The organism is Corynebacterium tuberculostearicum, assembly GCF_046097465.1.
In the GTDB taxonomy this organism is placed as follows: domain Bacteria; phylum Actinomycetota; class Actinomycetes; order Mycobacteriales; family Mycobacteriaceae; genus Corynebacterium; species Corynebacterium tuberculostearicum_I.
In genome coordinates, this window is record NZ_CP175799.1 from 188,457 (window position 1) to 211,962 (window position 23,506).

At 58.8% G+C, this 23,506-nt stretch carries 18 protein-coding genes; 13 read left to right on the forward strand and 5 right to left on the reverse strand.

Features of this window, described 5'->3' with window-relative positions; translation table 11 throughout:
- The first annotated feature begins 7 nt into the window (after positions 1-7).
- The 10 genes from ACKFRX_RS00895 (at position 8) to ACKFRX_RS00940 (ending at position 11,460) form a co-directional block, all read left to right on the forward strand.
- Positions 8-559 (forward strand): potassium-transporting ATPase subunit C, encoded by a 552-nt coding sequence (locus tag ACKFRX_RS00895; protein WP_049358996.1) that lies wholly within the window; start codon positions 8-10, stop codon positions 557-559.
- A 12-nt stretch (positions 560-571) separates the two neighbouring features.
- Positions 572-3,166, forward strand: coding sequence for an ATP-binding protein (locus ACKFRX_RS00900; protein WP_408927986.1), 2,595 nt, complete (start codon positions 572-574; stop codon positions 3,164-3,166).
- Entirely contained in the window at positions 3,159-3,872 is a 714-nt protein-coding gene (locus ACKFRX_RS00905; protein WP_408927987.1) for a response regulator, read from the forward strand. The genes ACKFRX_RS00900 and ACKFRX_RS00905 overlap by 8 nt, the downstream gene beginning before the upstream one ends.
- 884 nt (positions 3,873-4,756) lie before the next feature.
- Positions 4,757-5,905: an MFS transporter gene (locus ACKFRX_RS00910; protein WP_408927988.1), complete on the forward strand. Its 1,149-nt coding sequence runs from the start codon at positions 4,757-4,759 to the stop codon at positions 5,903-5,905.
- 233 nt (positions 5,906-6,138) lie between these two features.
- On the forward strand, positions 6,139-7,542 hold the full coding sequence (amn, locus tag ACKFRX_RS00915; RefSeq protein WP_040425539.1) for an AMP nucleosidase: 1,404 nt from the start codon (positions 6,139-6,141) through the stop codon (positions 7,540-7,542).
- A gap of 73 nt (positions 7,543-7,615) precedes the next feature.
- Positions 7,616-8,128, forward strand: coding sequence for a phosphoribosyltransferase (locus ACKFRX_RS00920; protein WP_005326355.1), 513 nt, complete (start codon positions 7,616-7,618; stop codon positions 8,126-8,128).
- Between the two features lie 21 nt (positions 8,129-8,149).
- Positions 8,150-9,631, forward strand: a complete 1,482-nt coding sequence (locus tag ACKFRX_RS00925) for a SulP family inorganic anion transporter (RefSeq protein ID WP_408919409.1) — start codon at positions 8,150-8,152, stop codon at positions 9,629-9,631.
- A gap of 285 nt (positions 9,632-9,916) precedes the next feature.
- Positions 9,917-10,414 carry a ferritin gene (locus ACKFRX_RS00930; protein ID WP_250409660.1) on the forward strand — a complete coding sequence of 166 codons (498 nt, stop codon included), beginning with the start codon at positions 9,917-9,919 and terminating at the stop codon, positions 10,412-10,414.
- A gap of 82 nt (positions 10,415-10,496) precedes the next feature.
- Positions 10,497-10,850, forward strand: a complete 354-nt coding sequence (locus tag ACKFRX_RS00935) for a hypothetical protein (protein ID WP_408919408.1) — start codon at positions 10,497-10,499, stop codon at positions 10,848-10,850.
- A 13-nt stretch (positions 10,851-10,863) separates the two neighbouring features.
- A complete protein-coding gene (locus ACKFRX_RS00940) occupies positions 10,864-11,460 on the forward strand; it encodes an HAD-IA family hydrolase (protein WP_408919407.1) in 597 nt (198 codons plus the stop codon).
- Here ACKFRX_RS00940 and ACKFRX_RS00945 read toward each other — a convergent pair.
- Positions 11,443-12,576: an ROK family transcriptional regulator gene (locus ACKFRX_RS00945; RefSeq protein ID WP_408919406.1), complete on the reverse strand. Its 1,134-nt coding sequence runs from the start codon at positions 12,574-12,576 to the stop codon at positions 11,443-11,445. The two genes, ACKFRX_RS00940 and ACKFRX_RS00945, sit on opposite strands and share 18 nt — an antisense overlap.
- Positions 12,577-12,684: 108 nt before the next feature.
- Here ACKFRX_RS00945 and ACKFRX_RS00950 point away from each other — a divergent pair, with 108 nt between their 5' ends.
- Together ACKFRX_RS00950 and ACKFRX_RS00955 are read left to right on the forward strand one after the other, a co-directional pair.
- The gene (locus ACKFRX_RS00950) at positions 12,685-13,254 is read left to right on the forward strand and encodes a TIGR00730 family Rossman fold protein (protein ID WP_408919405.1); all 570 of its coding nucleotides are present in this window, start codon (positions 12,685-12,687) and stop codon (positions 13,252-13,254) included.
- Positions 13,255-13,323: 69 nt separating this feature from the next.
- Positions 13,324-14,994: a DUF885 domain-containing protein gene (locus tag ACKFRX_RS00955; protein ID WP_408919404.1), complete on the forward strand. Its 1,671-nt coding sequence runs from the start codon at positions 13,324-13,326 to the stop codon at positions 14,992-14,994.
- On the opposite strand, the gene ACKFRX_RS00960 is transcribed toward ACKFRX_RS00955, so the two are convergent.
- Positions 14,991-16,082, reverse strand: coding sequence for an AbrB family transcriptional regulator (locus tag ACKFRX_RS00960; RefSeq protein WP_408919403.1), 1,092 nt, complete (start codon positions 16,080-16,082; stop codon positions 14,991-14,993). The two genes, ACKFRX_RS00955 and ACKFRX_RS00960, sit on opposite strands and share 4 nt — an antisense overlap.
- A 113-nt stretch (positions 16,083-16,195) precedes the next feature.
- Between ACKFRX_RS00960 and ACKFRX_RS00965 the strand changes: the two genes are divergently transcribed.
- On the forward strand, positions 16,196-16,966 hold the full coding sequence (locus ACKFRX_RS00965; protein ID WP_408919402.1) for a TSUP family transporter: 771 nt from the start codon (positions 16,196-16,198) through the stop codon (positions 16,964-16,966).
- Here ACKFRX_RS00965 and ACKFRX_RS00970 read toward each other — a convergent pair whose 3' ends face one another.
- The 3 genes from ACKFRX_RS00970 to ACKFRX_RS00980 form a co-directional block, all read right to left on the reverse strand.
- The gene (locus ACKFRX_RS00970; protein WP_408927989.1) at positions 16,967-19,234 is read right to left on the reverse strand and encodes an ATP-dependent RNA helicase; all 2,268 of its coding nucleotides are present in this window, start codon (positions 19,232-19,234) and stop codon (positions 16,967-16,969) included.
- Complete coding sequence (locus ACKFRX_RS00975) at positions 19,235-19,900, reverse strand: sugar O-acetyltransferase (protein ID WP_408927990.1); 666 nt, start codon at positions 19,898-19,900, stop codon at positions 19,235-19,237. It lies immediately after the preceding gene.
- 1,513 nt (positions 19,901-21,413) lie between these two features.
- Positions 21,414-22,639 (reverse strand): IS3 family transposase gene (locus tag ACKFRX_RS00980; protein WP_100619247.1). Its coding sequence is split into 2 segments (ribosomal slippage): positions 21,414-22,360 and positions 22,360-22,639, totalling 1,227 coding nucleotides; the frame shifts between segments, so codons are not numbered across the junction.
- Between the last annotated feature and the right edge of the window lie 867 nt (positions 22,640-23,506).

The window sequence follows — 23,506 nt, forward strand, 5'->3', positions numbered from 1 at the left end:
ACCAAAAATGCGTGTCTATTTTCGTAACCTCGCCGCTGGATTCGTAGCCGTACTATTGTGCGTTGTCGCACTAGGAATGATCTATCCCGCTGCCGTGTGGGGAATCTCCCGCATCAAGCCGGACTCCGCCGAGGGCAACCTCATTTACCAAGGTGAGTGCCTAGCTGGCTCGACCCAGCTCCAAGATGGCCAGACCGAAGGCCCGTACTTCTTCCCCCGTTCCGAAGGCATGAGCAATTACGGCGCTAGTAGCTCCGAGCTAGAAAAAGCCGTGCAGGAGCGGCGCGGGGACATCGCCAAGCGCGAAGGCGCCGCCCCAGAAGATGTTCCCACCGATGCGGTAACCGGTTCCGGCTCTGGTGTCGACTCTGGCATTAGCCCTGCGTACGCTGAACTACAGGCTCCGCGTGTCGCACGAGAGCAGGGGATGAGCACCGAAGAGGTGCGAAGCCTCATCGAGGACAACACGGAGCATGCCAGCCTCGGGTTCCTGGGCGAAGACGCAGTCAACGTCACTACTCTCAACCGAGCGCTGCCCAATCCCCCGTCCTGCTCATAAGATGAGTGCCATATGAACGACAAGAAAGTTCCGGCGCGCACCAAGCGTGGCGCTTTGAAGATCTACCTCGGCGCGGCGCCTGGGTCTGGTAAGACCTGTGCAATGCTCAACGAGGCGCACGGCCTTGTGCTGGCCGGCCGCGATGTGGTCATTGGCATCGTGGAAGATCATGGGCGCGAATTCACTCGGGCGCTGTGTGATGGCCTTGAGACCATCCCGCGGCGCTACGCCGCCGGGCTATCTACCGGAGAACTCGATACTGCAGCCATCATCTCGCGCCAGCCGGAAACCGTTCTGGTCGATGAATTTGCCCATTCCAATCCGCGCGGTGAGGAACACGCTAAGCGCTGGGAGGACGTAGAGGAACTCCTAGCCGCAGGAATCGATGTGATTTCTACCCTGAACATCCAGCACCTTGAAAGCCTCAATGACGTAATAAACCAGATCACCGGTATTTCCCCGCAGGAGACGGTGCCAGACGAGGTGGTGCGTGCGGCGAACGAGATCGAGTTGGTGGATGTATCCCCGCAGCTCTTACGCACCCGCTTGAGGGATGGCCAAGTCTATAAAGAAGCGCGCATTGCCCCAGCCTTGAATAATTATTTTAGGGTGGGCAATCTGACTGCATTGCGGGAGCTTGCCCTGTTGTGGTTGGCGGACCAGGTTGATGAGGCTCTCGCATCCTACCGTTCTGAGCAGGACATTACCGATACCTGGGAAGCGCGGGAACGGGTGGTTGTGGCCATTCAGAACGTCGCGCACGCAGAACTGCTCATTCGCCGCGGGCGCCGCATCGCATCCAAATCCTCAGCCGAGCTACATGTCGTCCACGTAATTTTTGGGGACTCCTTTTCTTCCGGTGAATCTTCTGTTGCAGGTTCCGCTCAACAACTGTCCAAATTACAATCCTTGGCTCAGGACGTGGGTGCCCGTTTGCATCAGGTCACCGGTGACTCGGTGCCAGAAGCGCTGCTTAATTTTGCCCGCAGCGTTAACGCCACCCAGTTGGTCCTGGGGGTTTCACCACGGCGTCGCTTAGGCCTGCACTGGCGCGGCACCGTTGCTGAGGCCGTGTTGCGGGATTCAGGCAAGATTGATTGTCACATTGTTAATCTTCCGTCTGATAAGCCCTCGCCTCTTTCACCACTGCTGCGACCATTGCATTCCCTTCCGCGCCGGGCGGTGTCTTGGGTGGGCGCGGCTGTCGCTTTCGTCGCTTTGACCGCACTGTTGCAAGGCATCGACGGCTCAGCTTTGGGAACAGGCACGTGTTCCGCTTTTTACTTTGCGCTGATCCTTCTCGTAAGCATGCTCGCTGGCCTGTGGCCCGCGGTAATTATTGCGTGTGCCTCAGGCTTGGCGGTCAATTGGTTCTTTACCGAACCCCTGTACACCTTCGATATTGCTGAGCCAGCTAACGCTGTCATCCTCGTGGTCATGGTAGCCATTGCCCTGGCCGTTGGCCTACAGGTGCGACGCACCAAGATAGAGCGCCATAATGCGGCCATTGCCACGCGCGATGCTGAGCTCTTGACGGTCTTTTCCCGCGCAGCCCTTAACCGCCGTGCGGACGTATCTCCCATCGATGTAGTGCTTCGCAAGCTAGGAGAAACTTTCGGCTGCCATAAGGCTGTGCTTCTTGACGCCTCCGGGGACGTACTGTCTACCTGGCACGCTTCGGCGGCCTCGCCCCGGCAGAGTAAACACCTGCATATCCCCGCTAAGACTCATAAACGTGAGGTAGAAACGTTGGTCTCCAGCGAGGACACTACGGTGCAGATTGTGATGGAGGGCCCAGCGTTGTCCGCCCGCGACCGTGCTTTGGTGGCAGTTGTGGCCGGCTACCTAGCCGGCATCGTGCGCCGCGACAAGCTTTCGGCTGAGGCCGCACGTGCCGATGCCATTGCTGCCGCTGATGAATTGCGTCGTGCGTTGCTATCGAGCGTGAGCCACGATCTGCGCACGCCCCTAGCAACGGCCAAGCTGGCTGTGTCATCTTTGCAGAACTCCGAAATCGAATTCAGTCCAGAGGACCAACAAGTACTGCTGGCGGAAACTGCGGCTAGCATCGATCAACTCACGTTGCTCGTGACCAACCTATTGGACCACTCGCGCTTGAGCGCAGGAGCAGTAACCGCACGCCGGGATACTGTGGAACTATATGAGGTAGCCAATCGAGCTATTGCCTCCTGTGCCTTTGGACATAGCAAGGACCAACTTGGTCGCATTCATATTGGTTCTGGACTCCGCGGCTGCACCTGTTGCGCGGATAGCGTTTTGCTTGAACGTGTGCTGGCGAATCTATTCGATAACGCTTTACGTTACGCGCCGAGCGGACCAGTCAACGTTGATGCGCAGGTTAGGGATGAGCGCGTGGAGCTGAGCGTGAGTGATGAGGGGCCGGGAATTTCACCGGAAAAGCAGCGAGAGCTTTTCCAAGCTTTTCAGCGTTTGGGAGATACCAGCAATGACAACGGGGTAGGTTTAGGCCTCTCCGTCGTTCGCGGATTTGTGGAGGCCATGGCCGGTACTATCACCGTAGAGGCCACCCCAGGAGCGACCTTTATCCTGAGTTTCCCGCTGCGGGAGGAGAAAAGCCATGACTGATAAAAAGGCCACGATTGTCATTGTGGATGATGATCCGCGTTTGCTCACCACCTTGAGCATTAACTTTAAGGCGCGAGGATACGAGGTGTATGCATCCAGCACTGGGGCGGAGGGTCTGCAGGTGGTTTCCCTGCACCAGCCCGATGTGGTGATTTTGGATATGGGTCTGCCGGATATGGATGGGCGGGAGGTCCTCGATGGGATTCGTGGATGGTCAGCAATCCCCGTTCTGATTCTTACGGCCCGGTCCGATCCCCTTTTTAGTGCCTCGGCTCTAGATCGCGGTGCTGACGATTATGTGACCAAACCCTTTTCCATGGAAGAGCTCTTGGCCCGTGTGCGCGTGGCTTTGCGGCATGGCAGCCCCCAGCATCCATCTGCCCAGCGGGAAGCCACGATGGTGCGGGCGGGCGATGTGCTTATCGACGTCCCTCGACACTCCATCACCAAGGCAGGAAAGCCCCTTCACCTGACCCCCACTGAGTGGGGCGTGCTTACGACGCTGCTGCGTGCCCACGGCGGTTTGGTGCGCAAAGAAGATCTGCTCGCAGAGATTTGGGGCCCGGGCTTCGAAGGGCAAAGCCACTACCTGCGCATCTACACCTCGCAGCTGCGCCGCAAACTGGAAACCGATCCCTCTGATCCCCAATATCTGCTTACTGAACCTGGATTGGGATACCGCTTTGTTACCTCCCCAGGAGTCTAGGAGTAGCTGACGTCATTTTCTGCAGGGAACTACTCTTGCAGTGGCAATTCTGTGCAGTGGAGGGGTGCGAGTTGGTATCCATAACGCTTATGCGTCGAGGGCTTCGGTGTGCCCTGCGCATTTAACCAACTGCAAGCGCGTGAGAACTAAATATTTCAACTGGTCACCAGCGATTGTTCGTTCTCTAAATCATTTCTGGTGCTGCAGATTAGTTGCTTTTCCCTGAAGGGGTGACGGTGTCTGTCATGCTTTCCTGACCAAAGAACCTTCGAGCATATTTTTGGGTAGAAGGGTCTATTAAATCAAGCTACGTTGTACGCACCGTTAGAAGAAGGAATAGGGCTCTCTACTTTCATAAACTTGGCTCGATTTATTGTGCCAACGTTGAAGGTTATGAATTAGAGACGTCTGGGGTTGAAAGCTTGGTATCTAAAAATAGAGCTCCTCAAGACTCCGGTGTTCATTTATCGCTGTCTGGGTGGGGCTTTATCTGCGCACCTGCATTCGTGCAAGAAATCTTGCACGAATCTCTCGGGTAGCTTACTGTGGTCGATCGTTCAGGAATTCTTGCACGATTGGAGTTGTGATGAGCCCACGAAAGTATGAGCATCCGGCCACCGAGGACCTTGAATTCGTCCGTGTTCTGGCTGCGGTAAGTGATCCCATCCGGTTAGAGATGGTTAGGCGCCTGGCAGACGGTCAGGAGCACGATAGTTTGACGCTCGCTGATGACCTGCCTCGATCTACCCTGACCTACCACACTCGGCAGCTGCGTGAAGCCGGTGTGACGTGGACAAGAAGCCAGGGACGAACTTGTGTTATCTCTTTGCGCAGAGGCGATCTAGACGAACGGTTCCCTGGTTTGCTCGATATGGTGATTTCGAATGCTTAAACAGCTGTGGCCGTTAGTTTTGGGCAGTGTAGCGCTCGGATTGGACGCATATGTTATCGCTGGGCTGCTATCACAGATTGCAAACGACTTGGGTACAAGTGGCAGTGTGATCGGCTTGGGCGTTACCGCCTTCACCGGCGCGTACGCAATATCTGGTCCGCTGTTCTCGGGTAGGGCAGGCAAAGATCCGCGGAGTGGTCTGCTTGGAGCTGTTGCTGTGTTTTCTTTGGCGAATGTCGTGACTGCAGTCTCGCCTACAGTGAGCGTTTTTCTCGTGTCGCGCTTAATCGCAGGTGCGGCAGCGGGAATTTACTCGCCGTTGTCCTCAGCCGTAGCGGGGATGTCTGTCCCAGCAAAGTATCGCGGGCGCGCACTGTCTATGGTGCTGGCTGGCTTAGCGGTGGGAACTGTCGTGGGCGTACCGGTGGGATTGGGGGTAGCTAAACAGCTAGGCTGGAGGGCTACCATCGGTTTGGTCTCGGCCATTGGAATAGTGGCGTTAGCGGGTCTAGCATTGCGCAAAGCGAGTGTGGTACCAGCTGTGCCCTCCTCCTCGTTGGGGCAGCGACTCCGAGTCATCGGCCGAGTGGATAACTTCCTGACGACCTTAGTTACTTTCTTTGTGGGAGTGGGTTCGCTGGGGTTGTACACCTATATTCTTGTAGTGCTTGATCGTGTGCAGGTAGACACCATTGCTGGCATGTGGGTCTGGGGTATCGGCGGGGCAGTGGGTGCTTTTGGGATTGGGAGGGTGCTTGACAAGGTTAATAGTTCACGCAAACTAACGGTCACTATCATTGCATTACTCGTGACTGATTTCGCTCTACTGCTGCTCTTCCCTTCGAGCCACGTGGTGGCAGTGGTGTGTCTTTTTGCTTGGGGGCTTTTGGGGTGGTCGTCTATGGCACCGCAGCAGCATTCGATGCTCAGTGCAAACCCTGATGAAGGGGCGACTGCTGTTGCTGCTAATGCATCTGCGAACTACCTTGGCTCGGCAGTCGGCTCCGCAGCGGGTGGATTACTGTTGCCCTCCTCCACGGGAATCCTGTTAGGAGCATTAGGTGCAGTCCTAGTAGGAATCGTCTGCAGTATTGGGGCTAGTGCCTCTTCTCGCTCTCATACTGGGGACAATGTGAATTAGGAATACTTCGGATTGATGGGACGATGCCCGAATTGACATAGTCGAGCTCTTCGTCGCATTCCCTTTGAGACCTTTGCTTTGACACTCTTAGCAGCTAAAAGGGCTGATCCTAGGTCTTTGATTTTCTCGCAGTAAATCATGTCAGTATTGGTATCACTGAAGTTACCGCGGAAAAGAATAATGAAATGCGCGGACCGCTGCCGCGCTGCGAAGTCCCCGCTACACTCGCGCTTATGACCGATCTGCAGCATGTCCACTCCGTTGATGAGGCGGTAAACCGCCTGATCGAGATTTACGAGAATTCCTGCGAGCTCGCGCGCAAGACTTTGGAATCAGGAAACCTTGATGACTATCGCTATGTGGTTTATCCCAAGGTCACGGTGGATATCCGCAAATGGCAGCCGATCGATCGTTCCGAGCCCTTCGGCTACGTTAACGAGGCCGGCAAGTACTCGGCGGTAATCTCCAAGCCGCACATCATTCGGGACTACCTGCACGAGCAGCTGACTCGTTTGGCGGGGAATTATCCGTGCGATATCTTTGTTGGCCAATCCGACCAGCGCATTCCACCGGAGTACATCAAGGACACAAGGAAAGCCCCGCAGGAACGCGGGCCTATTCCGCGTCCGACGCTGGATGAGGTCAATGATGCAATCATTGATGGCGAATGGGATGCCTTCCACGGTGCGGAAAAGCCGCTTTTTCATTTTGGCGCCCAGCGCTTTGATATCGCGTGTGCACGCATTGAGCATTACACCGGCATCGAGGTCGATACGGTGCAGAAATACATTTTGTTTACTAACTACGCGATGCACACCACCGAGTTTGTGAAATTTGGTTTGCGCGAGCTAACCAGGGAAGACTCGCGCTATACCGCCTTGGTGCTGCCCAATGGGGAGACCATCCACCCCAACGATGCGGTGGACCTCGATGTGGATGGTCTGACCTTGACCTCTCGGTACCAAATGCCGCGCTTTGATCTGATTACTGCCGGTGGTGATGGCATCACGATGATCAATATCGGCGTAGGCCCCTCGAATGCCAAAACCATTACGGATTGCTTGGCGGTGCTGCGGCCGGAGGCCTGGATCATGATCGGCCACTGCGCTGGCATGGATGGGCGCATGCGCATCGGGGATTTGATTTTGGGCAATGCCTACCAGCGCAATGACCACATCTTGGACCAAAAGGTTGCGGCGACCTCTCCCATCCCGGCGATTCCGGAGGTACAGCGCATGCTCGAGTCTGCGGTGAAGGCGGTTTACGGCGACGATAATTCGCTCATGCGAACCGGTACGGTGCTCTCCACCGATGATCGCAATTGGGAGTGGCGCACTAACCGGGATCTGTGGGAGTGGCTGCGTACCTCCACCGCGGTGGCTGTAGATATGGAATCCTGCACGCTCGCGGCCAATGGCTATCGCTACCGCGTTCCCTACGGCACACTCCTTTCGGTCTCTGACCTGCCGCTGCACGCGGTGCCGAAGCTGCCGGCCCAGGCACAGGCCTTCTACTCCAACTCGAAGGAAGCTCACGTGATGTGCGCGGTGCGTGCGATGGAGCATCTAGCCGAAAATCCGGAGCGCCTGCGCACGCGCAAGCTGCGCCGGACTTTGGGTGAGGTTCCATTCCGGTAGGTGCCTTTTCTTTGGCAGGCAATGCTCGTTAAACTACAAAGAAATCCCATGACGCAAAAGGAGCCACACAATCGTGACTGAAAATTGGATCCACCCGGACCGGGAAAACCTCACCTGGGAGGTCTTCGGCGAGGCGAGCCGTAACCTGTCGGAACAGATTGTGGAATCTGGTTGGTTCCCTGACCTCATCGTGGGCGTCGCCCGCGGCGGCCTGATCCCAGCCGGTGCTATTGGTTATGCCATCGGTGTCAAGGCCATGGGTGCTATCAATGTGGAGTTCTATACCGATATCGGACAGACCCTGGAGGAGCCGATCATCTTGTCCCCGCAACTGGACACGGATTCGCTGAAGGGCAAGAAGGTATTGGTCGTCGATGACGTCGCGGATTCCGGAAAGACCCTGGATCTGGTGGTAAATCTGCTTAAGGAAACCGCAGACGAGGTGCGCTCGGCCGTCATTTATACCAAGCCGAAGACCATCTTTGAACCGGACTTTTCGTGGAAGAAGACCGATCAGTGGATCAACTTCGCCTGGTCCGTGCTGCCGGTCATCACTGCGGACGGCTCCTTTAAGGAAGGCTCCTAAAGTCTACTAGGATGTGCAGGCGTGATTAAAGAACAGCCTGCTCCTACCGGCGTCATCGCCAGTTTCCGTTATGCATTTTCCTCGCCTGCGCGGCTGCGCAAGGAAGTCTTTGGCGGACTCGCGGTGGCGCTTGCTTTGATCCCGGAGGTCTTAAGCTTTTCCATCCTTGCGGGCTTGGACCCGCGGGTGGGATTGTTTTCCTCCGTGGTGATGGCCATAGCTATCGCCTTTACTGGCGGCAGGCCGGCGATGATTTCCGCCGCGGCCGGTGCGGTGGCACTCGTTGTCTCACCGCTCGCGCATGAGCATGGGCATGATTATGTGGTCGCCGCAGTGTTGTTGGCGGGAATTATGCAGGTGGTGTTGGCCGCGGTGGGCGTCGCTAAGCTCATGCGCTTTATCCCGCGCTCGGTGATGACGGGGTTCGTCAATGCGCTGGGCATCATGATGTTTACTACGCAGTTGCCGCACCTTATTGATGTGCCGTGGATGGTGTATCTGCTGGTGGCTATTGGCCTGGCCATCATGCTGGGGCTGCCGCGGCTGACCACGGTGATTCCCGCCCCGCTGATTACCATTCTGGTGGTCAGCATTATTGCGGTGGCGGCCGGGTGGAAGGTGCCCGATGTGGCGGACCAGGGCGAGCTGCCTACCTCGCTGCCGGGGCTTTTCGTGCCGGATATTCCGTGGAATCTAGATACCCTGCAGCTGATTGCGCCCTATGCCTTTGGCATGGCATTGGTGGGCCTGATGGAATCGCTGCTGACGGCTAAGCTGGTCGATGACATTACGGATACCCACTCCGATAAGACGCGCGAGTCCTTTGGCCAGGGCGTGGGCAATATCCTCGCCGCGGCCATTGGCGGCATGGGCGTGTGCGCCATGATTGGCCAGACCATGATCGGCGTGAAGGCATCCCAGGCGCGCACGCGCTTGTCGACGTTCCTCGCGGGCGTCTTCCTCCTCATCCTCTGCCTGCTCTTTGGCGAGACCGTCGGTCGCATTCCGATGGCCGCCCTGGTGGCGGTGATGATCATCGTGGCCGCAACGACGGTGGATTGGCATTCGGTTAGCCCTCGCACTCTGAAGCTCATGCCGCTATCAGAAACGCTCGTGATGCTGGTGACGGTGGTAGGCACGCTGGCCACGCATAACTTGGCGGTGGGCGTGGTGCTCGGCGTGGTGGCAGCCTCGATCGGCTTTGCCCGCCGCGTGGCCCACCTGGTGGAGGTGGAGCACGTAGGCGATGCCGAGTATGCGGTGCGCGGCCAGCTCTTCTTCGCCTCCTCCAATGATTTGGTCTATGCCTTTGATTACACGCTGGATACCCAGCGCGTGGTGATTGATATGAGCAAGGCCGAGGTATGGGACGCCTCCACCGTGGCGACGCTGGATGCGGTGCAGAAGAAATACGCCGAGCGTGGCATCGAAGTAGAGTTCCGTGGCCTGGAAGGGGCGAGCGCGCAGCGCCTGAATCGCCTGAGCGGCCGCTTGGGTGATTAACATCACATTTTTAGCCTAGGGTGCGAAGGCTCAAGTAGTAGATGCCGAACTGGCCGCGGACTCGCGTCGGGATAAAAGCAGAGTATCCGCGATGACCTCGAGTTCTTAGGGGAACTTTGCCCGCGCTTGGGGGCTAGCTTTGTCTTGGCTAACTTAGGTTATCCAATCTAAAAAAGCATAATGACGTGCAAGTTTACTTAAGTAGGCCTTGCTGGATCACGGGAGAATCTTCGGTAGTGTAGTGTTTAGCACTTATTGATTTCCCTGCACAGAAAGGTTTTTACGATGGACGAGAAACTGCAAACCCTCCTGAATAACCAGGTCATTAGCGAGTACGGCGCTTCCATGGTCTATACCCAGCTGGCCTTCGAGATGGACAACCTCTCCTTCCCGGGTATGCGCGATTGGTTTATGGGCCAAGCCGCTGAAGAGCGCGTGCATGCCGAGAAGATTGCGGACCACTTGCTCTCCCGCGGTTATCGCGTAGAGCTCACTGACATCCCGGTTGGTTCCGTGAAGGCTGCTAACCCGCAGGATGCTTTCCAGGCTTCCCTGGAGCACGAGCAGAAGGTCTCCGAGGAGATCCGCACCATCGCTCGCGCGGCGCTAGACGCACAGGATCTGGAATCCCGCCAGCTCGTTGACTGGTTCCTGAGCGAGCAGGTGGAAGAAGAGGCTACCGTTTCTGAGATTCTGGACCAGATCAAGCTGGTGGGCAATGATGGTTCTGGCCTACTGCGCATCGATGAGCGCCTGGCTGGTCGCACCGAAGGCGGCGCTTAAGCCCGCGTGGGTGAATAACAAACCCATCAAGATTTAGAGCAATCCTCCCACGGCACTGCGGTGCGGTGGGAGGATTGTTTCTATGTCAACGCAACGCAAGGCTTTGTGCGCCATAAGCCTGTTAGTTCTGGCGCTCTTTCTCATCGTAGGAGCGGCAATCATGTCCACGCACGTGGCCTTGGGGGTATTTTTGACCACCGCGGCGCTGATGCTCGGCCCATTCGCCGGGCTCGCGCTGCTGGTTTATGGCGTCGCCGGCAAGCGTGGGGTAGTCACACGCTCGCTCTATAGCCTCGGCGGCATGCTGCTCCTCGGCGCCATCGGCGGCATCTTCGCTTTGTCCATGGACCAGGCTCCTGCGATGCTGCCTCTCTTTGTCGCTGGTGCGGGCGTGGGAATCGTGGCCGTGCTGACCCAAGCGCCGAAGCGCGCATAAACTGGCACCTGTTATGCCCAAACTCCTCTTTGATATGTACGGCGTGCTCATGCGCCCGGCCACCCCAGAAAGCCATGCGGACTTGGAGCGCCTCCTCGCGCCGCCAGATGTGGAGGCGATGCGGGAGGCCTACGGGTTTTATCGGCCGGACTACGATGCCGGCATCTTTAGTGATAGTCACTATTGGAACGAGGTAGCGGCCCGCGCCGGGCTGGGGGAGGTTCCCGTCGCGGAGGCGGTAGCGTGCGAAAACAGTGGCCTCCTGGAGGCGGATCCGGAGATGGTGGCGCTGGTCAAGGGGCTTATCGGGGAAGGCTATAGTGTGGGCATCTTATCCAATATCCCCACCACGCTGGCGGGCCAGGTGCGAAAGAAGCAGACGTGGCTAGAGGACTGTGCGGCGGTGACTTTTAGCTGCGATATTGGCGTGGCCAAGCCGCACCCGGAGGCCTATCGCGTAGCCGTGGATGCGCTCTCCGCGCAGCCGAAGGATACGCACTTTTTTGATGACCGCGTCGACTACGTGGAGGGCGCTAGCTACTGCGGGCTCAATGCGCATCTCTTTCGCGGCATCGACTCGGTACGCGAGGTGCTAAGCACACTGGAGTGAGCGGCCCAGCTCCAGCGGTTGGCGCAGGAGCTGATCGGTGGCCACGGTGCGGGCTACCGCGCGGACAATCTCCTTATGGCCGGGAATCATGCGCAGCTGCAGCTCATCGCCCGCGGAGGCGCGGACGGTCGCGGCGAATTGCTTGGGGGCCTGTGGGTCATCAGTAAACGCGCCGCCGGCGATGACCACGGTGGCCGGGGAGTGAGCCTTGACCAGTTCCGTAGCGATGGCGCCCAACTGGCGGGCGCGCTCGTCCAAAATGGCACGGACGGCGGGGTGGGAGTTGGCTACCTGGGCGGCGTCGGCAAGCGAGGCTGCCTCCACGCCCTCGTGGCGTACCGCCTCCAGGATGTGCTGGGTGGCCAGCAGGTGCTCGGAGGTGCCGTGGCCCAGCAGCTCGGAGTGAGTCGCAGGCACGGGAATAATGGGGCTGACCTCGTCCTCCACGGAGAGGGCGGAGCCGATGGAATCGTCCGCGAAGAGCACCAGGACGCGCTCGCTGGTGCCAATCTCGGCCGCTTGGGTTTCGGAGCCGAGGATGGCCGGGATGGCGGAGGAGACCACCACGGGTACGCCGAACTGGAAGCGCAGGCGCTCGGCAATGTCCACGCCGTGCCAATTGAGGTTTTCCGCGGTGACCAGGCCGTTATCATCCACCGTGCCGGAGGTGGTCACGCCGAGGGAGACCAAGCGGTGGTTCAGGCTGGTCATCATGCGGTTGATGCCGGCCATGATGTGCTCGAGGAAGTCATCTTCGCTGAGGTTTGCCACCGGCGTGGTCAATTCCTCTTCGCTCAGGGTGCGGCCTTTGGTGTCATAGAGGCCGATGTAGGTCTGTTTGGTGCCCACGGCGATGCCGCCGAGCGCCCAGTCATTATCGGCCGCCTCAAGCGGCACGGTGGGCCGGCCGCGCCCGCGGGACTGGGTGAGGTCGGTGCGTTCCTGGATGAGGCCCGCGTTGAGTAGGGAAGTAGTAGCGCGCGTGATGGTGGGCTGGGAAAGTCCGGTGGCTTCCACCAGCTCGCTCCGGGTGATGATCGGGTTCAGGCGCACCAAATGAAGGCACTTTGCGGCCGGTGTGCGGGGACGCGTGAACACTGGGCCAGGTTTGATCATAAAAAGAAGTATAAATATTCCAGACTGCTTTGTCTAATCTCATAAACTCACCGTGTACCGAATGGTCTAACGGTGGTGGTGGGCGCGCAGATATCTATGCTGGAGAGCATGCAGTCAGTAGCGGTTTATTGTGGTTCAGCAACAGGAAACTCCCCGGCCTATACGCAGGCGGCACAGGAATTGGGTACGGAGCTGGCCCGACGCGGTCTCACCTTGGTCTACGGCGGCGGCAATATCGGCTTGATGCGCGAGGTGGCAGAGGCCTGCCTGGCCGCCGGCGGTACCGTCACCGGCGTGATGCCGCAGTCCCTGGTGGATCTGGAGATTTCCCACCCCGGCCTGACCACCCTCGAGGTGGTCGGCTCCATGGCCGAGCGCAAGACCCGCATGGAGCAGCTTGCCGACGCCTATATTTGCCTCCCCGGCGGCGTCGGCACCCTCGAAGAGCTCACCGAGGTGCTCACCCTGCAGCAGCTGGGCCACATCCGCGGCCCGGTAGGCCTAGTTAATACGGAGGACTTTTGGCGCCCGTTCCATGCCATGTACGCCGCCATGGCCGAGTCCGGCTTCATCTTGCCGCGTTTTGTCGATGCCTTGGTGATGGAAGAGAAACCGCAGGATATCCTGGATAAATTCAGCAGCTGGAGCTACCCCGGAACAAAGTGGGACAACGATTAGTTAACAAGTTCGCAACTTCGGCCCGCCTGGGTGGCCTATAGGCGATACTTAGGGATAGACTTCCTCGTTATGAGTTCTGAGCAGACCGCTAAGCGCCAGCCCTCTCTACTGGACGCTTCGTGCGATAACTTCGTTCACGACCTAGCCGAGCTTTCCCCCACCGATGCCACCGCGTGGGGCATTGACGGCTACGAGGGCGAATTGCAGGATTTCTCCCCCGAGTACTTTACCGCCATTGCAGACCGCACCCGTGAAATGGTGGCGGACTTGGATGCCCTGGATGACACCACCGATGAGTCTGATGATGAGGATGACTTTGATGACGTGGACTATGTCACCGCGGCCGTCCTGCGCGATCGCCTTTGCCTTGAACTAGATCTGCACCACCACAGCGAGGATGTGCGCTGCCTGAATAACATCGCCTCCCCGGTCCAGACCATCCGCGATACCCTGCTGCTTATGCCGCAGGACACGGACGAGGACCGCGATGCCATTCGCTCCCGCCTGTCCAAGGTGAAGACCTCCCTGGCCGGCTACCGCAGCTCCCTGGAAGAGGCAGCCTCCCACGGCATGGTGGCACCACACCGCCAGATCTCCGAGGTTATTGTGCAGTGCGAGCGGCTTGCCGACGCCGACTCGATGCTCGAGTCCCTCGGCCTCGACGCCGACTGCGCCGAGGTGCAGCAGGCCAAGGAAGCCTTTGGCGAGTTCTCCGATTGGCTCTCCAATGACCTGCAGCCCCAGGCACCCACCAAGGACGCCGTGGGTCGCGAGCGCTACGAGCGCTTTTCCAAGCTCTTTGTCGGCGATGCCGTCAACCTCGACGAGGCCTATGAATGGGGCCTGGACCAGGTGCGCAGCCTGCGCGCGGAGCAGGAAAAGATTGCCCACGAGCTCTACGGCTCTGAGTGCTCGGTGCGTTCGGCGATGCGCAAGCTCAACCACGAGGATCGCTATACCCTGCGCGGCACCGATGCGCTGGTGGAGTGGATGCAGTCCACCGCCGATGGCGTCATTGCTGAGCTCAACGGCAAGGAATTCGATATTCCGGAGGAAGTAGAAGAGATCGAGTGCTGCATCGATCCGGCCGGCACCGGCGGCATCTTCTATACCCCGCCGAGCGATGACTTCTCCCGCCCGGGCCGCATGTGGTGGTCCGTGCCGGAAGGCCAGGACACCTTCCACACCTGGCAGGAACTGACCACCGTCCACCACGAGGGTGTGCCGGGACACCACCTGCAGCTCGGCTCCGCGCTGGTGCAGGAGGATCTCAATCTGTGGCGCCGCGCCGTGACGTGGAACTCCGGCCACGGCGAAGGCTGGGCGCTCTACGCCGAGCAGCTCATGGCCGAGCTGGGATACATGGATGATCCGGGCTTCCGCATGGGCATGTTGGATGCGCAGCGCCTGCGCGCTGCCCGCGTGGTCGTGGACATCGGATTGCACTTGGGCAAGCAGTTGCCGGATTGCTCGACCTCCGGCGTGTGGGACAAGGCGCACGTGAAGACCTTCATGCGTGAAAACACCGCTATGGATGATGCCAACCTCAACTTTGAGGTCAACCGTTACCTGGGCTGGCCGGGCCAGGCGCCGTCCTATGCGCTGGGCCAGCGCCTGTGGCAGGAAACCCGCGCCGAGGCCGAGAAGCAGGGCATGAGCGCGCGCGAGTTCCACTCGGAGGCCCTCGCCCTGGGCTCCGTGCCGATGTCCGTCCTGCGTGAGGCCGTGCTGGGCAACTAGCGGCGCAGCAGGCGCTTCGCCAGCCGCAGCAGCTGCGGCAGGTAGCCCGCTACGACCAGGACCGCGATGAGTCGGGTGAGCTGGACTGCGATGACCGCGGGCCCGGCTCCGCCCTCGGCTGAGAGCGCGAGAACGGTCTCCAGCGCGCCGGGGCTGGTGGCCAGGTAGGCCTCGAAGTAGGTGATATGCAGCCACTTGGTTAGCGGCCAGGCGGTGGCCGCGCAGATGCCGATGATGGCCACGATGAAAAGCACTGTCGCGGGCAATTGCTTGGCAAAGGCCTTGAGTGCGGGCAGCGAAAGCCCGCCGCCACAGACCCAGCCAATGGACAAAAACGCCATCACCTTAAAGACGTAGAGCGGCTCGAGCGTGTGGCCCTCCGGCAGCAGGAAGGAGGCTAGGACCGTCAGCAGCAAGGGGCCGAGCACCGCGGCGGCAGGGAGATGGAGGAACTTGCCTACCTTTTCTCCTAAGAACGCAATAACGATCACTAGGGCAACTATCCACCAGGTGGTTTCGCCGTCGACCGAAAGATCCGCTCCCTCGCCGGCGGGCGTATCCAATAAGGCGACCACGGCCGGTAGCGATACCGAAACCACCAATAGGCGCAGGTATTGAGTAAGGGCGACGTAGCGGAAGTCGGCACCGAGTTCGTCGGCAAGCGCGGGCATGATCGAAGCACCACCCGGCAGCATGGATAAAATACCGGTTTCGGAGGAGACATCGTCTGGCTGCGCGCGGTGTAAGAGTTGGCCGCCGATAACTCCCACCATCAGTGTGACAAAGGAGATTGTCAGGGCGGCAGGCAGGAAGCCAAGCAAGTGGCCCACCGGTACAACGGTCAGCGGAATGGCAGCCATCATGCCGATAAAACCACGCGACATGCTATAAAAACTGCGGTTCACGCGCAGATCTTCCCCAGTAAAAAGCGCCATGGCGCCGGAGGAGAGGATCGCTGCCAAGATCCAGGCCGCGGGTACGTGCCACAGGCTAAAGAGCCAGCCCAGTACGACCGATGCCGGAACGACAATGGCCCACCGTGCCACGGTATGAGCACTGAGCCCAGCGCCTTCCTGCTGTGCGGCCATGCGAGCCTCCTAGTTCTGCTGCGACAAAAGTATAGTGCCTCTTTCTGCTCTACTACGGAGAGGGCGATAGGCGGGTTATCACCTTACATCGTTCAAGATTTATGATCGTGGGCATGGAAATCGATGTAGCGCAGTGGGTGATTCTTTTCTTCGGTACCGCGGCCGCGGGGTGGGTTGATGCGGTCATTGGCGGTGGCGGATTGATCCTGATTCCGATGCTGCTGGCGGTTCTGCCCGGCCTCGCGCCCGCGGCGGCCCTGGGTACCAGCAAGCTTGCCGCGGTGACCGGCACTGGTTCTGCGGCCGTAACGCTTGCGCGCAAGGTGAAGCTGGATAAAGCAGAAATGGCGCGGTTCCTCCTCATCGCGCTGGTCTGCTCCGGCTTGGGGGCCAGCGTGGCCTCGAGCCTCGATAAGGACGTCATGCGCCCCATCATCATCGTGCTCATGGTGGCCGTGGGCATCTTCGTGGCCTTCAAGCCAGATTTTGGCAGCAGCGATTCGGCCGGTACCCGTGGTGGGTGGCGGACCGTCGTGGTCTTGGTGCTCTCCGGCATCATTTCCTTTTATGATGGCATCTTCGGTCCGGGTACCGGAATGTTTTTGATCATGGCCTTTACCTCTATTTTTGCGCAGAACTTCCTGACTTCTGCAGCTATGGCCAAGGTAGTCAATACAGCTACCAACTTCGGTGCGCTCGTCGTGTTCATTATTGGCGGGCACGTGTGGTGGACGCTCGGCATCGTGCTCGGCGTAGCCAATATCGCCGGCGCGCTCCTCGGTGCACGTACCGTACTCGGTGGCGGGGCCAAATTCATCCGCTACGCGTTGCTTACCCTGGTCGTGGTCATGAGCTGCTACCTGGGCTGGCAGCAGTGGGGCTAATTACATCCGATTCTTGGTGCGCGCGGTAGCAATCGCATTCCACGGGTCCTCGGGCCAGGGGTGCTTGGGGTAACGGCCGCGCATATCGGCGCGCACGCCGGCATAAGGGCCAGACCAGAAGCTGGCGAGATCATCGGTCACCGCGAGCGGGCGGCCGGCGGGAGAGAGCAGGTGGAATTGCACGCGGTGGCCGCAGTATTCGGGGGATTCGGCCAGTCCAAAGCATTCCTGCAGCTTGATGTGGACCACGGGGCGATCGCCGGACCAGTCGATTATGGCATCGCGGCCGGAGGGGACTGGGAGGCGCTCGGGGGCGAGCTCGTCCAGGTGGGTGGCTTCCGGCCAGGGAAGTAGGCGTTGCAGCGCGGGGTACATGTCTAGCTTCGCGGCGGGAGTGCCCTCGGCGATGCGATGTAATTCGGGCCCGAGCCACTCGGCGGGATCCGCGGAATCGACATCGGGCCACGGCTCACCGTAGTGGGCGTGCAGGTGGCGCAGGCGGTCTTTTAAGCTTTGGGCTTTCTCGCTGAAGGTGAAAAGCCCCAAACCTTCCTCGCGGATGCCGGCGGCAAGGGCTTCCTCGGCTGCGGGGCCGGTGACCTTGACTGGGGTTTCAGAAAGGGTGATGGCGCCCGCGGCCTTGACCTTGACGCCGCGCACACGGCCATCGCGCAGGAAGGCGCGGGTCTCCTCGGTGACGCCGATAGTGTCCAGCGCTGCGGTCTCCTCGATGCGCGCGGCCGAGCGGATGATGGCATTGCCCGCATTGGACAGGGAGACCTCCGCGATGGCGAGCCACGGGGCGCCGGTGAGGCCCGAGTTATCGAGCAGGCGGGCGCGGGTGCCGCTGGCCAGCAGGTAATCCTCGCCCACGCGCTTGGCCACCTGCTCGGGAAAGGCAGTGGCGACGACCTCGCCGGGATCGGCGGGGCCAAGATCCTCGACGAGGCGGGCGAGCCGCTTGACCTCCCTGTGGGGTGGGCGGTGACGGGTGAGGTTGGGGGTTAAGGGGGCGTCGGCAAGCGAGGCAATAATGGGCGCGGCCTGGCTGCCGTGGCGGAGCAAGGAGGCGCCGAGGCGCGGATCGGTGGGCAGGAGGGCGAGCTCCTGCGTGGCACCAATGCGCTGAAGCGTCGCCTGTGCGGCCGCAAGAGCCTGGGCCGGCGGCGGATCGAGCAACGGGAAGTCCGGGCCCGCGCCCCAACAGTCCAAAAACAACGCGGCCTGGGTCAGATCCGCGGACAGAATCTCCGGGGTGGTATGCGGGGAAAAGTGCTGGTAATCATCCTGCGAGTAGCAGCGGATTACGGTGCCGGGCGCCTCACGGCCGGCACGACCAGCGCGCTGATCGGCACTCGATTTTGAGGTTGACACCGTCACTAGCCCGGACATGCCGCGTTGGGCGTCGCGCCGGGGAACGCGGGAGAGCCCGGCATCGACCACCACGCGCACACCCGGCACGGTAAGCGAGGACTCCGCGATAGAGGTAGCCACGACGATGCGCTGTTCCTCGGTATACAGCGCGGCGTCTTGCTCCGCGGTGGTTTGCTTGCCATGCAGGGGAAATACATTATGGCCTGCTAAGGCATCGCACACGAGGTTGACTTCGCGCACGCCGGGCACAAAGACCAGCGTGGATTCCTGCTGGCGAGCTGCCTGCTTGGCGACGTCCCCGTAAAACTCCCTCGTTCCCGCCGCCCTGCCCAGCATGGGGGCGTAGTGGATATCGAGCGGATGGGTGACCGCCTCGGTCACGTGGACGGGCGCATCCATGAGCTGGGAAAAGCGCTGCGCATCCACGGTCGCGGACATGGCGATGACGCGAAAGTCCTCGCGTAGCTCGGCTAGTTCCAGGCACATGCCCAGCATCAGATCCGTATCGAGCTGGCGCTCGTGGACCTCATCAATGGCAACGGCGGCAACGCCCTCGAGCTCCGGATCCTTCAGCAAGCGGCGCAGCAGCACGCCCGGCGTGACGAACTCGACCTCGCTGCCCTTGCGGGACTCGCCCCGGATGGCAAAGCCGACCTTGTCCGGGGTGCCGCTGAGCGTGCTCAAGCGGTGTGCGGCCGCACGCACGGCCACACGCCGCGGGGCGGTGACAATAACTTTTCCGCGTCCTGCCGCATGATTGGCCAACGCCGGCGGCACGAGCGTGGTCTTACCCGTGCCGGGCGGGGCCTGGATGACAACGTTTCCGGTCCTAGGCAGCGAATCGATGGTCTCGGCTACGGGCAGTCCCGCGCCGATGCGAGCGAGATCAAACATTTACTTGGCGGCTCCAAAACCTTCGACAGGACCGTTGAGATCCTGGCGCTCCCAGGCGTCCTCGTTATTCTCCAGCTTGCGCACCACGCGGCCGGGCGTGCCGAGGACCAGCGAATTATCCGGAATATCGGTGGTAATAAGCGTGCCCGCGCCGACGACGCAGTTCTTTCCAATCGTGATGCCCGGCAGCACGGTGACATTGGCACCGAACCAGGTGTTATTACCGATGACGATGGGCTTGGCTATCTCCCAGCCGCCGGCGCGCATCTCATGATCGTTGACCGGATGCCCCACCGTAATCAGGGAGCAATTGGGGCCCACCATGACGCCATCACCCAGCGTCACCTTGGCCTGGGCCAAGATCGTAGCGCCAAAATTAATGAAGACGCGCTCGCCGCACACCAGATTGCAGCCATATTCCAAATTCAACGGCACGTGCAGGCCCGGCACCGCTGATTCTTCCGGCAGTATCTCGCGCAGGATGCCTTTGGCACGCTCTTGGTCCGTATTCTGTAGTTCGTTGAGCTGCTTAACCAAGCCGAAGGTACGCTGATGTTCGTCCTTAGCCTCCGGCATGCTCGGCAGGAACCACTGCCCACCGGTCATCCGCTCCCATGAGCCGTAGCGTTCCAAGTCCTGCCGCCCCTGTTCATCCATGGGTGTCATTGTAGAGGGTGAGGCGCCCCTAGTTTTCCCTAAGATCTTGGGGCCATTGCGACTATGTCCAACAAGCGTGATCAGGATGCAAGGAAACCGTATCCGCCTGGTGGGGGATCGTGGCGAGGTAGACGCGTCTTCAAGGCAGCCCACATGCCACGGAGCCGCACCGAAACCGGGAAAACTCCTAGACCGCACCCTGGCACTAGCCACAGAAAGCCTGCCGCAAAGGAAAAATTACTTAAATACTTTCCTGCGGGCATAGTTTCCGCGCTCTTGGTAGGAGGAAACCCTCTGGAACATAGTCGCCTGGTCAACCACGCAGATTCCGGTGTTTATGGTGTGCGGCCAATACGGCATCCCCTTAGCCAGTGAAAAGTATTGGTATCGGCTCATACAGATTCTGTTATGCCGCTGTGTATGACCGGTGTCTGGTCGTCGCAGGCAGAGGGCGGTCCACCTGGCACCACACAGTAAATAAAGAGGAAACGGAGATATGACTCGGCCTTGCCAATGATGAATTCACAGTATCGGGAGCAGGAGACTTGTGGGAAGTGGACAATACATATTACAGATGAGGAAAGGAATCGCATACACCGCCTGTTATCCTCGCAAGATTGCCGGCTGGGCACTATCAGGGATCCGATATGCTCTTTACCTTGGCCACCACAGCAACTCAACCAAGCCATTATGTAGACCAAGAAAACCGCAGGTTCTTTTCAACATTCGGATCGCGGGAAGCAGTACGTCAGTACTGCTTACAATGGAAAGCTTGCTGAGCACCGCACCGCCGCTTTTACCGACGGACACCCGGTACCTGAAATGCCACTGCTGTGGCCAATGGTCCGTTGATGCCCCGATGTACAGCGTCGTTAGCGAAAAATTCGCGACGTTTGAATAGATGAAATGGCCGAAGATTCCAAGCTTCGCAGTCCCTAAGCTGCTGCACCCTGCTGAAGCTTATTCAGAGTTCTAAAGCTACAAACCAAAACCTTTCAGAACTGAAAGCAAATACCGATACCTAGGAACACAACGCAGCGCACGTCATTAGCTTGGGAAAATCTGGGATGTTGCACATGCGAAACAATAGGGAAGAAACCTAAACCGTTACCCCTGACGAGGATCGTTGTGGCATTAGAAACGGGGTGATGCTTCCATCGTTAACGCTTCTGGTGGCTCAGACTGAGTGCAGCTCTAGGGTAGGAAGAGCATGGATAGTCTCGAGCAAGTTGCTGAACATGACAGAAGCATCGGTGGGGACCCTGGCAGGCCCTCCATTTATCCACGACAACTGCAACACCTACGGCGCGAAGATCCAGGGGGGAGGATCCTTACTGAACACCACAAATTTGGGCTAAGTGACGCCCGCAGTGTTGGAGTTATAAACCAAGAGCGAGGAGGGACTGGAATGGCATTACCGCCCACGACCCGTGATGCCCTCCCTCCGGCATTAACGGACACGCTCCGGATATACAGCTGCATTAGGCAGTCGTGAAGCGTCCTGGGTTTAGTTCCGCTTCTTTTACGGCCCTGTGTTGATGGGCTGGGTGAGATAGTACTCGGTTTCTACTTCCTGTGGGGTGGCGTAGTCCAATGCTTCGTGAAGTCGCTTAGTGTTCCACCAATGCACCCACCGCAAGGTGGCCAGTTCGACTTCTCCGACCGACGTCCACGGGCCCTGGGCATGAATCAGTTCCGCCTTGTAGAGACCGTTGACTGTTTCGGCTAGTGCATTGTCGTAAGAATCGCCGATTGTTCCCACACTCGGGCGGATTCCTGACTCAGCTAGCGCGGTGGAATACTTCAGTGACACGTACTGGCTGCCCCGATCGCTGTGGTGAATTAGTTGGTTTCCATGGATTCGTCCTGCAGTCGTTAACGCATGTTCCAATGCCTCCATGGGCAGCGCATCGGTGCGCATTGTCGAGCGTGTAGCAACACCAACAATTTTTCGGCTGAAGACATCCACGACAAACGCGGTGTAGGCGAATCCTGACAGGGTGCGAACGTAGGTAATGTCGGCAACCCAAAGCCTGCCTGGTGCCTGCGCACGGAAGTTTCGGCGCACTAGGTCCGGGCGATGATCCGGTGTCTTCGGGCTTACCGTTGTTATTGGGGTTCGCCCACGTCTGCGGCCAGAAACACCTGCAAGTTTCATCAGACGTGCGGTCTTGTCGCGACCAATATGAAAGCCTTCGCGGTTCATCGCGTGCCACATTTTGCGGATGCCGTAGACCGAGAAATTCTCCGCATGCACACGCTGTATCTCTGGGATGAGCAGGCTATCGCTTAAGGCTCTTGCGCTGGGAACACGTGTGGTGGCTTTGCGGTAGCCGCGTGAAGTAATGAATCCACGATCTGCTTGTTTAAGGACTCGGCAGATGGCCTCGACCCCAAATTGATCTTTGTACGCGTCGATGTAGGAGATCATTTGGTCGTGGGTCGGTCGAGTTCCGCTGCGAAAAAAGCCGAAGCAGTTTTAAGAATCCCGTTTGCTCGTTTCAGTTCGCGGTTTTCGCGGCGCAGACGCCTGAGTTCTTCTTCCATTGTTTCGCCGCCTGAAGCGTCAGAATTATCGCGTACTGAGGCGCTGTCACGGTACCAGGCCCGCAACGTGTGGTGAGATACTCCAAGCAGCTCACCGACCTCTGTGTAGGCGCGTTGCAGTGAGCAAGACTCCAGGCGGACCATTTCGATGATCTGATGGACCGCCTTCTCCTTGAACTCGACGGAATACTTTCTAGGCATAGTTCAATCCTTCCTTAGCTGAGGTAGGAACTAAACCCAGGACGCTTCAGTCGTGCCGTTCTAACAAGAGCCAAATCCTGCGGAATCAAGACAGGCGGGATATCGGCCTTTTGGGGACGCCCGATGTACAAATGGAAACCGTTTCAAAAGGTTTTGCAACTGACCGACGGCGGCATGACAACCTCTTGAAGGTTGTCTATGAAAATGTCAACAACATGCCCTGTAGCTGTGTCGATGCTGAAAAATGACCTATGCACAGCTACTTAAATGGTGATAATGTACAAGCTGTACTAAAAGACTGATCGATAGTTTGGCTTCAGGGCCGTGATCAGGTGCGGTGCGTTCAGCATGGAAACTGGCTGTCAACAGTGAGATTTACTGCTGATCAGGAAGATATATTTTGCCAATCTAAGAGGAAAAATGAGTATATCAAGAAGCATGCCTCGAAAGGGGTGGACGCTCTTAACTGCAATTCTCGCAACAATTGCGGTGATCGCGGCCCTGCTTACTGTGCCATTGAATAAGGCCAGCGCGGCGGAGCCTACCGACTTTGTGCCCAACACAACACTGGGTAACGAGGATAAAAAGGAAGAAAAAAGCCGGGACGATACAGGCGAGAAAGAAGGTCATATCGCCGCGGATTATAACTGGGGTCTGCTAGTTTGGGCCGGAGCACCAGTTGGGAGAGGTACCGGGACAGGCCCAAATGAAAAAAATGACGTCGGCTGGGCGTGGTGCATTGAGCCACATGCTAAGCCCCCACTTCAAACGTTCGAAAAGTATGAAAAAAAGAACGCTACGAAGCTCAAGTTTGACGAGTCCTATCATGATGCTGTAATTAATCTCGCGCGGAAGATGGAAAGTGCA